Source organism: Paludisphaera mucosa, assembly GCF_029589435.1.
Classification (GTDB): Bacteria; Planctomycetota; Planctomycetia; order Isosphaerales; family Isosphaeraceae; genus Paludisphaera; species Paludisphaera mucosa.
In genome coordinates, this window is sequence record NZ_JARRAG010000001.1 from 655,876 (window position 1) to 668,087 (window position 12,212).

Consider the following 12,212-nt stretch of genomic DNA (forward strand, 5'->3'; position numbering starts at 1 on the left):
GAGCGGGCCACCTGTCATACCCCGAGGGCCGATCCTGTCAAGCCGACGGCCGCGCAGAGGGGTTGCCTTTAGGGGGCTCGCAGGCGACGATCGACGACGGAAGTCCGACATCCGCGGGGCCTTCGGGCCCCGGTCCTTCGGCGAGGTTGAAGACGGCCCCCATGCCCGAGACGAGCGGTCGCAGCAGCACGCGGTTGGAGCCGGAGGAGTCCTGGACGGTCGTCACCGAGTCCCCCCTGAAGGGCCTGGCGTTCGCCCGCGAGGCCGGCCGGATCCTGGCCTGGGACGAGGGGAACCAGCTCTACCTGCTGAACACCCACGGCGAGATGACGTCTTCGGCGCGGTCGCCGAACCGGGTCATGGCCGGGGCGATCAGCGACGACGGCTCGCTGGTGGCGATCCTCTGCGACCACGACGAGGCCGGCCTGCTGCTCCTGAGCGGCGACCTGGCCGTCCAGGCCGAGCGCGCCGCGCCCGGCGAGGCGTCGTTCATCGCGACCGACCCGTTCGGGCGCTTCGTGGCGGTGGGCAGCCGGCTGGGGGCGGTGCAGCTCGTGAGCCGGCACGGCCGGGCGGCGGGGCGGATCGAGACGATCCAGCCGATCGCGCACCTCTGCTTCGTCCCCGACCGCGCGTTCGTGGTCGGCGCGGCGGCGTTCGGCATGCTGGCGGGGATCGAGCTGGAGGCCTCGCGGACGCCCGGCCGGCTGGAGCCCGAGGTCGCCTGGCAGGACCGGCTCATGTCGAACGTGGGCCGGCTGACCTCCAGCGGCGACGGCTCGATGATCCTGGCGAGCTGCTTCACCCACGGCATCCAGCGGTTCGACCTGAAGGGCCGCAACGAGGGCTCGTACCACCTGGGCGGGACCGTCTCGCACGCCGTCCCCGACTTCCCCGGCCGGACGATCGCGGCGGCGACCCTGGAGGGCGAGCTGGCGATCATGAACTCGGCCGGGAACGTCCGCTGGCGGACCCGGCTCGACCGGCCCGTCGTGGCGCTCGAGATCGACCCCCTGGGCCGGTACGCGATCCACGGCCGGGCCACCGGCGAGATCACCCGGCTCGACTTCTTCGGCCCCGAGCCCGGTCGTCGCGAGCCGGCGAAGCCGTCGCGCTCGACCGTCGGCGCCGGGGCCGGTTCTCGGCCGGGGGGCGGGACGGGCTCGGTCCGCAACCCCGACTGGTCGGTTCCCGCGGTGCAGACCGAGGACCAAGCCGAGACCGCCGTGCTGACCGTGTGCGACGACCCGCCCTGCGTCGCCGTCTTCTCCAGCCCGAACCGGCTCGAACTCTTCGGCATGGACGGCAAGAAGCTGGGGAAGGGGCCCGAGACGTCGGGCGTCGGCCGCATCCTCCGGACCGCGCCGGGGTGGCTGGCGGCGGCCACCGACCGCCAGGTCGGCCTCTGCGACCTGAGGCGCGGCGAGCAGTGGAAGGTCGACCTGCGGCTCGTCGAGCTGACCCACCTGGTCATCAAGCCCGACTCGTTCGGGCTGGCGATCGTCCAGGAGCGCGACCGGATCGGCCGGGCGACCCCCGCCGGCCGCTGGATCTGGAAGCACGAGCTGTCGACCCCGATCGAGGACCTGGCGGTCGGCGTGGAAGGCTTCGCCGCGGCCACCACCAACGACGGCCGCCTCCTCGTGTTCGACCCGGCCGGGGAGATGACGCCGACCGGCGGCTTCGAGGCCTCCGACCCCCCCTTCCTGATCGAGGCCCCCGAGGGCTCGCCGCCGGGCCTGGCCTGGATCACGCTGGCCCGCCGGGCGCAGCAGCTCTCGGGCCACACCCTCCGGGGCGAGGTCGCCTGGACGCGCCGGCTGCCGTGGGAGGGCTGGTCGCTCACCCGGCTCGGGCCGTACGCCCTGGTCGCCTCGGCCGACGGCCGCGCCATGGCTTTCGACGGCGCCGGCGACGTCCGGATCGAAGGGGGCCCCAGCGGCGACGCGAACGACGTCTACGGCTTCGACGCCGAGGGCCGCCCGGTCCGGATCGTCCGGAAGGAGGTCCACATCCTCTGCTCCGGCCTCGACGGCCGCGTCCGCTGGCGGGTCGTCGCCGGGCAGCCGGTCGGGCCGTGCGCCGCGGGGCGGGCGGGCGTCGCCGTGATGATCGGCCCCAACCTCGCGTGGTTCCGGAACGGCGGCCCGACCTGAATGCGATCGCCTCGCGGTGCCTCATGTTGACGAAAATCGACATGGGCGCGGAAATTGCCCACGTCTGGTGACTTGTCAACCGCGGAAAAAGGACGTAACTTCAAACCCATGCGACGCCCGGCGGAAAATCGCCGGGGCTTGCTCACGCTCGACCGGGATTCTCAGTAGAAGTAGGGTAGGGACGACCGATCCGGACTTCCGCGTCTCCGGCCCCCGGTCATCTCGGGCAACTGCCACGGATCGGAGTCGCGTCCTTGCTTGGAGGGGTTGATGCTGCCTCTTTCGATGACTGAAGTCGAGATCGAACCTAAGGTCCGATCGAGCCTTCAGGAGCGCGGCGAGCTGGAGGCTCTGCGCTTCAAGTGGATCGAGAGCGAGAAGGCGGGGCACGACCTCGGGGAGACGGCGGTCCGGCTCTGGATCTGTCGCTTCTGGAATCGCTTCCTCCGCCAGCACTGGATGGAGCACCTCCACGGCGAGACCCTGTGGATCGAGTTCGACGCCCGGACGTACGGCGTCCTCCGCCGGCCCGGCCTGCTCGAATCGCCGCTGACCCAGGAGATCGTCGAGCGGTTCCGCTGGGGCGAGGAGAACCTGCACGTCATCCAGTGGGCGATGGACGCCGGCCGACCGATGGAGGAGGTCCGCGCGATCCTGACGGCCCTCGACGTCAACAGCTCGCGGATCCCCTGCCAGTTCGACCCCGCCCGGCCGCGTTATCGCAACGCGGCGGGCTGAGCGGGCTGAACCGGGGGCCGGGCCGAGCGCCGTCGAGACGGCTCAGGCTTGCGCGTTCTCCAGGTAGGCCGTCAGGGTCCGGACGAAGCAGCCGGTCCCCCCCGCGTCCCGCGCGGCGGCCTCGTTGTCGTTCCAGCTGGGCCCCGCGATGTCGAGGTGGACCCAGGGGATGGAGCCGGTGAACTCCTCCAGGAACTTGGCCGCGGTGATCGCGCCGCCCCACTTGCCGCCGACGTTCTTCATGTCGGCGACGGTGCTCTTGATCTGGTCCTTGAAGTCGTCGTCGAGCGGCATCGCCCACACGCGCTCGCCGGCGACCTTGCTGGCCTCGGCGACCTCGGCGGCGAACGCGTCGTCGTTGCTGAACAGGCCGGCGATCTTGGTCCCCAGGCCGACGATGCACGCCCCGGTCAGCGTGGCCAGGTCGAGGATCCGCGCGGGCCCGGCCTCGGCGGCGTAGCTCAGGGCGTCGGCGAGGATCAGCCGGCCCTCGGCGTCGGTGTTGAGCACCTCGACCGTCTTGCCGTTGCGCATGGTGAGCACGTCGCCCAGCTTCATGGCCCGGCCGCCGGTCATGTTCTCGGTCATGGCGATGTAGCCCTTGACGTTCACGGCCAGCCCCAGCCGCGCCGCCGCCAGGATCGTCGCGGCCACGACCGCCGCGCCGGTCATGTCGCTCTTCATGTCCTCCATCGACGCGCTCGGCTTCAGGCTGAGCCCGCCCGAGTCGAACGTCACGCCCTTGCCCACCAGGGCCAGGACGGGGGCGTCGCCCCCCTTGAGGTAGTCGAGCGTGACGAACGCCGGAGGCTCGTCGGAACCGGCGGCGACGCCGATCAGGCCGCCGAACCGCTCGTCGCGGATCCGCGCCGCGTTCCAGACCTGCACTTCGACGCCGTGGCCCTCGGCGGCCTTGCGGACGACCTCGGCCAGGACGACCGGGGGCTTCTCCGACGGCGGCGTGTTGGCGAGCATTCGGGCCATGTTCACCGCCTGGCCGACGATCTCGCCGCGGGCGGCGACCTTCTCCAGGGCCAGCAGGTGCTCGTCGGTCGTGCCGTCGGGGGCGACGAGGACGACCTCGAAGGCGTGGCGGTTGGGCTCGGACTTGTGCAGGCCGGGCCCCTGCATGCCGACGACGACCCCCTCGACCAGGGCCGAGACGAGCGCCGGGTCGCCGGCCTCCAGGACCGCGGCCAGGCTCACCGAGACGGTTTCGCGCGGCTTGGCCGCCAGCCGCTTCGCGAGCGCGACGCCGGCCGTGAACGCGGCCCGGGCGTCGAACCGGGCCTTCGACCCGAGCCCCGTCAGCAGCAGCGCCTTCGCCTGGAACCCGACCGGCTCGTAGAGCGCGACCGTCTCGCCGGCCGAGCCCTTGATCTCCTTCTCCTCCAGCAGCCTGGCGGCGAGGGGGTCGACCGAGGTCCCGCGGAGGTCGGACGCGAGCCCGGCGTCCCGGTCGAAGAAGCCCGCGGCGATCCAGGGCAGGTCGACGGTCGTGAGCGGCTGGCGGATGATCCTGATCGACATGATGGCGGGCTCTGTCCTTGGAAGGGAAGGGGGGGCGGGGCCGGCCCATCGAAACCGTCGCGACCGCCGGCCCGGCCCCGAGCCCCCGATGATCGCAGCGCTTCCCGGACGCGCCAAGGCGATTCCCCCTCGCGGACGCGGCCCCGCGGCGGCATCATGGAACGACGTCCGCCCCGCCGCGAGGGCCGCGACGACGGAGGATTCGCCATGACGATCGTGCCGGTCGCCGAGGCCGACCACCCCCGGCTCGTCGAGATCTGGGAGGCGTCCGTACGCGCGACGCACGACTTCCTGTCCGAGGCGGCCATCCAGGTCATGAAGCCCCTGATCCTGCACGAGTACCTGCACGCCGTCGACCTGGCGGCCTGCGAGGATTCGGGCCGGCTCGTCGGCTTCCTGGGGACGGCCGAGAACCGGATCGAGATGCTGTTCGTCACCCCCGAGGTCCGCGGCCGGGGCGTGGGCCGGAGGCTCGTCGAGCACGCGGTCGGCCGCCTGGGCTGTGACGAGGTCGACGTCAACGAGCAGAATCCGCAGGCCGTCGGCTTCTATATTCGGATGGGCTTCCGCGTCGCCGGCCGGTCGGAACGCGACGGCCAGGGGAACCCGTTCCCCCTCCTTCATATGAAGCTGACGAAGTTGGAAGGGGGCTGAGGGCGGCGACGGATTTCGGCGGGCCAAGCCGCCTTGCCGGGTCGGGGCGTCGCGGTTAGAATCCCGGCCGCCCACGATCCCCGGAGCGCCGACGCGTCCCGGCGGGTCGGCCTCGGAGCGAGCCGGCGAGATGGGAGAGCCAAGGATGGTGAGATCCCCGAAGATGGGCCGTCGCGCGGCGGCGGGCCTGGCCCTGTCGGCCGTCTGCCTCGGCCTGGATACGGGCTGCGTGATCCGGCGGTACACGATCCGGTCGGAGCCCCCCGGCGCGCAGGTCATCGTCAACGACGAGGAGATCGGCCCGACGCCCGTCTCGAAGGCGTTCACCTTCTACGGCGACCGCGAGGTCACGCTCATCAAGGACGGCTTCGAGACCAAGACGGTCATCCAGCCGGTGCCGGCGCCCTGGTGGGACAACCTGCTCACCGAGTTCTTCTCCGAGAACCTGGTGCCGTTCACCCTGCGCGACGAGCGCGAGTTCAAGTTCGACCTGCAGCCGGCCCAGTCGCCCGCCTCCAACGAGCTCGAAGACCGCGCCAACGCCCTGCGCGCCGAGTCGCAGGCCCCCCCCACGCCCAGGCGTCGGGGCTTCCTCGCCTGGCTCGGGTTCGATTAAGCCGGCTTAGCCTCAAGTCGACGGGTCGCCGCATCCGATCAGGAAGATGCTGCGGGGACCGGGACCGCGTTCGCCGTCCTCAGGGATGTGGGGGTGGACTGAAGTGAGAGTGATGGCCGCCGCCGTTCAGATGCCGAGCGACCTGCTGGACCTCTCGGCCAACCTCCAGCGCGCCGACGGCCTGCTGCGAGAGGCCCGCGACGCCGGGGCCGAGCTGGTGGTGCTCCCCGAGCTGTTCAACACGGGGTACAGCCTCTGCCCCGACTTCGGCCCCCACAGCGAGACCCCCGACGGGCCGACGCTCTCCTACCTGCGCAGCCGCGCGCGGCAGTGGGGGATGCACATCGCCGCCGGCTACGTCGAGCGCGAGGGCCGGCACCTCTACGACGCGCTGGCCTTCTGCACGCCCGACGGCGAGCAGCACGTCTACCGCAAGCGGAACCTGGTCTTCTGGGAACGCTTCCGGTTCCACCCCGGCCGCCGGGCCCTGATCGTGCCGACCCCCTGGGGCCGCGTCGGCTTCGCCATCTGCGCCGACATGATCTACCGGCGGGTCTGGAAGGAGTACCGCGACCACATCGACGTCGCGGTCGTCTCGGCGGCCTGGCCCGAGTTCTCCGACCGCGGCACGGGCCGCAGCCACTGGCTGCTCGGCCGCGTCGGCCCGCTCTGCAGCGACATCCCGGGCCGCGTCGCGCAGGACCTGGGCGTCCCGGTCGTCTTCGCCAACCAGTGCGGCGAGACCCAGACCCGGATCCCGCTCCTTCACACCACGATCCACGACCGGTTCGCCGGCCTCAGCAGCATCTGCGACGGCCGCCACGGCTCGCCCCTCCGGGCCGGCTCCGACCCCGCACTCTTGCTGGCTCCCATCACCATCCATCCCAAGCGAGGACTGAAGTCGTGGCTTTTTACGTCCCCCTCGGCCCGCGCGGCGGCATCTTCCGCCTCGGCACCTTCCTGATCGGTATCATGGGGGGGATGGCCTATCGCAAGGCGTACCGCCGACGCGACACGACCTTCCTCAACCCCACGCTGCCGAAGTCCCTTCGCGAGGCGCTCCGCGCCGAGTGATTCGGGCCGATCGCCCGCCCGGGGACGACGAGGGCCGTCACGGGAGGGAGCACCCATGAGATTCCCGCGCCTGAGGTTCGCCCCGCGACGCTCGTCGGCCGCGCCCGCGTCGGCCGAGGTCGAGGCCGCCCCGCCGGCGTGTCGTGATCGGGGCTGGACCCTCAGCCTGCGAGCGATGATGGTGCTGGTCGCGACCTGCGGGCTGGTCTTCTGGTCATCGCTGGCCGTCCGGGACTTCGTGAATCCGATCCAGCGCTGGAGTCGGCTGGTCCTCAGCGGCGACGTCGAACAGCGTCGCGAGGCGGCCGCGGAGCTGGCCCGGCCCACCGGCCCCGAGGTCCCCGCCGTGGTCCCGGCCCTGATTGCCGCGGTCCGCGACGCGGACGAGAAGGTCGCGATCCTCGCCGCCGAGTCGCTGGCGCAGGCCGGCCGGACCGCGATCCGGGTCGGCGATCCGGATTCGACGCGACAGGCCTCCGCGGGCCTGGTCGCCGCCCTGAACGACGCCCGAGAGGTCGTGCGGATGCAGGCGGCGCTGGGACTCGCCGCCTTCGACGCCGGCTCGATCAGGGGCGTCGACGCCGCGGCTTGCACCGAGGCCCTGGCCGAGGCGCTCGGAGATCGCAGCGAAGCGGTCCGCCTCTCGGCCGCGAAGGCGCTCGGCGGCGTCGGGACGGGGGCCGTCGGCCTCCGAGCCCTGACGGCGGCCCTGAAGGTCGACCCTTCCCGCGGCGTCCGCGAGGAGGCGGCCCAGTCGCTGGGGCGATACGCCACGGGCTGCGACGAGGCAACGGTCGCCTTGCTCGCCGGCCTGGAAGACGACGACCTCCGGGTCCGCAACGCCTGCCAGTCGGGGCTCCACGCGATCATCGGCGACAAGAAGCCGAGGTCGGCGGCCATCGTGCCGGAGCTGACCGCCGCGCTCGGCGGTCGCGAGCCCCTCGTCCGCGCCCATGCCGCGACCGTCCTGGGAGAGATCGGTGCGGAGGCCGCGGCGAGCATCCCCGCCCTCCTGGAGCTGTTGAAGGAAGGCGGCGAGCCCGGCTCCATGACGATGACCGACCAGTTCTGGATGCATTGGAATCCGGCCGGCCGGGCCGCGTCGGCCCTGGGACGGATCGCCCCCTCGACGCCCCGGGCGGGCGAGGCGGCCGCGGCCCTGATCGCCGTCCTCCGCGACGACCCGCTCGATTACAAACGCGCCAGGGCCGCCGAGGGCCTCGCGGAGTTCGGCCCGAGCTTCACCGAGCCGGCCCTGCCGATCCTGCTCGCGGCGTTGAACGAGAGCATCCCAAACCCCGGCCCCGATTCTCCGGCCCCGTTTTATTGCATCGCCCTGGGACGGATCGCCCTGGGCGGCCCGCGGGCGGGCGACGCGGTCGCGGCGCTCTCGGCGGCGTTGGACTCGCAGGACTCGGAGACCCGCCTCGAAGCGGCGAGGGCGCTCGCCGGGTTCGGCCCCGCGTCAGGCCCCGCGCTGCCGCGGCTTCGGGAGCTTGTGAAGGGCGAAGCCGAGGGCGGCGGCGTCGGGATCGCCGCCCGGTCGGCCGTCCGGCGGATCGAGGCCGCTTCGGCCGGGAATCCCTGAGCCCCTCCGCCGACGAGACCCGGCCGACTTCGCGTCCGTTTGCAGGATACGGCCATGACGGCCCGTCGCAGCCCTCGCGGACGCGGGGCCCTACCTTCGGAGACATGGAATGTGCGGCATCGCCGGAGCGTTCGACCTGACCGGCCAGAGGGAATTCCCCGCGCGGCGGCTGCTCGCCATGACCGCGGCCATCGCCCATCGCGGGCCCGACGACGAGCAGGTCCACATCGAGCCCGGCGTCGCGCTCGGGGCCCGCAGGCTGGCGATCATCGACCTGGCCGGCGGCCGCCAGCCGCTCTCGAATGAGGACGGCTCGGTCTGGGTCGCGTTCAACGGCGAGCTTTTCGAATACCCGGAAATCCGCCAGACGCTCCTCGACCGCGGCCACGCGCTGGCGACCCGCTGCGACACCGAGGCCTGGGTCCACCTCTACGAGGACCTCGGCGAGGGCATGTTCGCCGAGGCCCGCGGCCAGTTCGCCGTCTCGCTCTGGGACCGCCGGACCCGCACCCTGATCCTCGGCCGCGACCGCATCGGCATCTGCCCGCTCTACTACGCGCAGGCCGACGGCTGGCTCTTGTGGGGCTCGGAGATCAAGGCGATCCTCGCCTCGGGGATGATCCGCGCCGAGGCCGACGTGCGCGGGATCGATCACCTGTTCACGTTCTTCTGCTCGGGGACGTCGCGGACCTTCTTCCAGGGCGTGACCTCGATCGCGCCCGGGAACTTCCTGAAGGTGCAGGGCGACCGGGTCGAGAAGCGGGTCTACTGGGACCTCGACTTCCCCGACGCCGGCGACGAGACCCGGATGGACGACGCGACGCCCTTGATCGACGAGCTGCAAGGCCGGCTGGAGACGGCCGTCGAGCGGCGGCTGCGGAGCGACGTGCCGGTCGTCACCTACATCAGCGGCGGGCTCGACTCGACCGTCGTCCTGGGCCTCTGCAGCCGGCTCCGCAAGGAGCCGATCCCGGCGTTCACCATCGGCCTGGACAAGGCCGGCCCCGACGAGCGCGCCCACGCGACCGAGGCCGCCGAGACGCTGGGCTCGCCGCTGACGACGGTGGTCATGGACCGATCGCGGGTCGCCGAGGCCTTCCCGGAACTCATCCGCGCGGCCGAGGGGCCGATCGTCGACACCTCGTGCGCCGCGCTGCTGAGGCTGGCCGAGGCCGTCCACGGCCAGGGCTACAAGGTCACGCTCACCGGCGAGGGCGCCGACGAGGCGCTCGCGGGGTACGTCTGGTACAAGTCGCAGAAGGTCCGCGACGCCGCCTACCGGGTCGTCGGAAGGGGCCTGCCGCGGATGGCCCGCAACCTGATCGGCCGGTCGATCAGCGGCCGCCGCTTCGCCGTCCCCCCCGAGGGGGCGATCCACGGCGTCCGCACGGCCCAGCAGGACATGTACGAGATGATCTCGCAGTGCAAGCCGAGTCTCTACTCCTCGACGATGGAGGCGAGCCTCGGCGGCCACGACCCCTACGCCGACCTGGACGTCCCCAACGAGCGGATGGCCCGCTGGGACCCGCTGAACCAGTCGCTCTACGTCGGCTACAAGGTGATGCTCGCCGGCCTTTTGATGATCTCCAAGGGGGATCGCATCGCCATGAATTCCTCGGTCGAGGCCCGCTACCCGTTCCTCGACGACGACGTCGTCTCGTTCGCCGCCGGGATCGCCCCCGAGTACAAGCTGCGGGGGATGAACGAGAAGTGGATCCTCCGCCGCGTCGCCGAGCGGATCCTCCCGAAGCAGATCGCCAACCGCCCCAAGACGATGTTCCGCACGAGCATGTCGGGCACCTTCCTGGGCCCCCACCGGCCCCCCTGGGTCGACCAGCTTTTGAGCCCCGAGTCGCTGGCGAAGACCGGCTACTTCGACCCCGAGGGGGTCCGCAAGCAGGTGGCGCGCCAGACCCGCACCCCGCGGATCACCATCCCCCGATTCGTCTACGACGTCGGCCTGACCTGCGTGGTCACCACCCAGCTCTGGCACCACACCTTCCTCGGCGGCGGCCTCTGCGACCTGCCGACCTGGACGCCTCCCGTCCCGCCCGAATGAGGGCCGGCTTCGATACGGCTCCGTTCGCGCCGGACGCCGGCGGTCGATTTCGGCGTAAATCCTATTATTGTAATAGGTTGTGCGGGTTTCCGATTGGCTTCGTTGGTCGAATTCGTTTTGTATTTCGGGCCTTCCGGGGCCCTGTCGAAAGCTCGTTCACGAGACGAGTCGATCGTCCTTCTCCCACGAGGGGAGGAGGACGTCTCGCCCCGCTTGCTCCGGTGTTTTCGACAGAGTCGGCCTCCGGCGGGTTTGTCGGCGAATAGGACGGTCCCGCGCGCACTCCCGATTGACTATGCTCCTTTTCGCGAGATGCGCACGAAGAATCCGATGAAAGCGCGATCCGAAACTTACTGTCGGATCGCGCTTCACGGATCGAGCTGGCTGCGCCCAGAGACGTGACGGGGGGCGTCAGGCGGCCCGTCGGCGACGGACGGCCAGGCCGACGAGGATGAGGGCGGAGCCGGCCAGGGCGAGGCTCGCGGGCTCGGGGACGGCGGCGGCGGCGCCCACGCGGTACCGGGCGTCGTCGACGGCGAAGGCGCCGGGGATGGACATGCCGAAGGCGTTGGTCATCGAGCTGGCCACGTTGAAGTACAGGGTCGTCGCGCCGGCGAGGGCGGAGAGGTCCATGTACAGCCACTGGTCGGCGATGAGCATCTGGCCCTGGCGGTTGTCGGCCAGGTAGATCTCGGCCGAGCCGCCGAGCACGTCGCCCTGGGCGTCGATCCCGTAGGCCGTCACCTTGAACCAGTCGGCGACGTCGTGGTTCACGCCGCCGAAGGGCCTGCCGGTGAAGGCGTCGCCGTAGAGCATCGTGAGTGCGGCGTAGGTCGTGTTCGTGATGAACATCCCTTCGATCCCGGCCCCGACGGGCAAGGTGAACGAGGGGAGGCCCCGGAGCTGATCGGCCTGGGTCGGGTCGAAACCGGCGCTGTCGTCGTACCCCGACGCCACGCCGAAGTTCGCGCCCGAGTGCGCCCCGCCGGCGTACGAGGAGAACTGGTTGAGGAACCCGGCCGTCGTCGTGTCGGCCTGGTTCGAGTAGGCGAATCCGCCCCAGCTCCCGAACGTCGACTCATACGTGTTGCCGAAGCCGACCCCGCCGGACGTGAACGTCCCGTCGAATTGCGGCCCCCACGGCCCGGAGCTCTCGACGGCGCCGGGCATCGGGCCCTGGTTGAAGGAGTTCGGGGCCAGCGTCAGGTCGTCGAACGTCGCGACGACGTCGCCGGCCCTGGCGCTCGCGGCGAGGCTCGCGACGATCAAGCAAGTGCAGAGGAACGAATATCGAAATTTCATCAGGCGTGCTCCGAAGTCGGGGTTCGAGTGGTATCCGCGGCGCGCACGGCGAACGGGCCGGCACGAGGCGTCGGTGTGCGAAAAGGGAGGGCGCAGGGTGGACGAGGAGGCGCGAGGACGCCTACGGGGGAGGGCGCAGCATGAAGACCTTTCCGCCGGGTCGGGCTGGTGCCGTTGGCGCTTCGACCGTCCCGGGCGGGCCCGATGCAGCCGATCTGCACGAACGCCCGCCGAGGATGCCGGCGGCCGAGCATCCCAACAGCTCTCGACGGGCAGGTCTTCTGGCTCTCGGCTCGTAGCGGCCTCGGACGGCCTTCCCGCCCCCCTGGGGGGAGCAGTGGCCCTGTGGTCCGAAGCCTCACCGATTACAGCGGCGGCCCCGCGCCGGATTCGCACCGGCTTCCCTATTCTCCCCCCCGAGCAGTCTCGGCCGGGGGCACCTGTCGAGTGGTTGCAGAATAGTGGTTTTCCGGCCCGAATTCAAGGCGCGAACGT

At 71.4% G+C, this 12,212-nt stretch carries 9 protein-coding genes and 1 riboswitch; of the genes, 7 read left to right on the plus strand and 2 right to left on the minus strand.

All coding sequences use genetic code 11. The features are described 5' to 3' along the window. The first annotated feature begins 161 nt into the window (after nt 1-161). Both PZE19_RS02670 and PZE19_RS02675 read left to right on the plus strand, forming a co-directional pair. Nucleotides 162-2,156 (plus strand): WD40 repeat domain-containing protein, encoded by a 1,995-nt coding sequence (locus PZE19_RS02670; protein ID WP_277859043.1) that lies wholly within the window; start codon nt 162-164, stop codon nt 2,154-2,156. Between the two features lie 270 nt (nt 2,157-2,426). Beyond that, a complete protein-coding gene (locus tag PZE19_RS02675) occupies nt 2,427-2,894 on the plus strand; it encodes a hypothetical protein (protein WP_277859044.1) in 468 nt (155 codons plus the stop codon). Nucleotides 2,895-2,936: 42 nt separating this feature from the next. Here the strand turns inward: PZE19_RS02675 and PZE19_RS02680 are convergent, their stop codons facing one another. Next, nucleotides 2,937-4,424 carry a leucyl aminopeptidase gene (locus PZE19_RS02680; RefSeq protein WP_277859045.1) on the minus strand — a complete coding sequence of 496 codons (1,488 nt, stop codon included), beginning with the start codon at nt 4,422-4,424 and terminating at the stop codon, nt 2,937-2,939. Between the two features lie 207 nt (nt 4,425-4,631). On the opposite strand from PZE19_RS02680, the gene PZE19_RS02685 reads away from it, so the two are divergent. The 5 genes from PZE19_RS02685 (at nt 4,632) to asnB (ending at nt 10,415) form a co-directional block, all read left to right on the plus strand. Beyond that, on the plus strand, nt 4,632-5,078 hold the full coding sequence (locus PZE19_RS02685) for an acetyltransferase (protein WP_277859046.1): 447 nt from the start codon (nt 4,632-4,634) through the stop codon (nt 5,076-5,078). A 145-nt stretch (nt 5,079-5,223) separates the two neighbouring features. Further along, nucleotides 5,224-5,694 carry a PEGA domain-containing protein gene (locus tag PZE19_RS02690; protein ID WP_277859047.1) on the plus strand — a complete coding sequence of 157 codons (471 nt, stop codon included), beginning with the start codon at nt 5,224-5,226 and terminating at the stop codon, nt 5,692-5,694. Nucleotides 5,695-5,806: 112 nt separating this feature from the next. Continuing rightward, the gene (locus PZE19_RS02695) at nt 5,807-6,658 is read left to right on the plus strand and encodes a carbon-nitrogen hydrolase family protein (protein WP_277859048.1); all 852 of its coding nucleotides are present in this window, start codon (nt 5,807-5,809) and stop codon (nt 6,656-6,658) included. Nucleotides 6,659-6,823: 165 nt separating this feature from the next. Further along, a complete protein-coding gene (locus PZE19_RS02700; RefSeq protein ID WP_277859049.1) occupies nt 6,824-8,356 on the plus strand; it encodes a HEAT repeat domain-containing protein in 1,533 nt (510 codons plus the stop codon). A gap of 109 nt (nt 8,357-8,465) precedes the next feature. Beyond that, a complete protein-coding gene (asnB, locus tag PZE19_RS02705) occupies nt 8,466-10,415 on the plus strand; it encodes an asparagine synthase (glutamine-hydrolyzing) (RefSeq protein ID WP_277859050.1) in 1,950 nt (649 codons plus the stop codon). A gap of 411 nt (nt 10,416-10,826) precedes the next feature. On the opposite strand, the gene PZE19_RS02710 is transcribed toward asnB, so the two are convergent. After that, nucleotides 10,827-11,717, minus strand: coding sequence for a DUF4465 domain-containing protein (locus PZE19_RS02710; protein WP_277859051.1), 891 nt, complete (start codon nt 11,715-11,717; stop codon nt 10,827-10,829). A gap of 254 nt (nt 11,718-11,971) precedes the next feature. Beyond that, nucleotides 11,972-12,176: riboswitch (cobalamin riboswitch) on the minus strand. Nucleotides 12,177-12,212 lie beyond the last annotated feature (36 nt).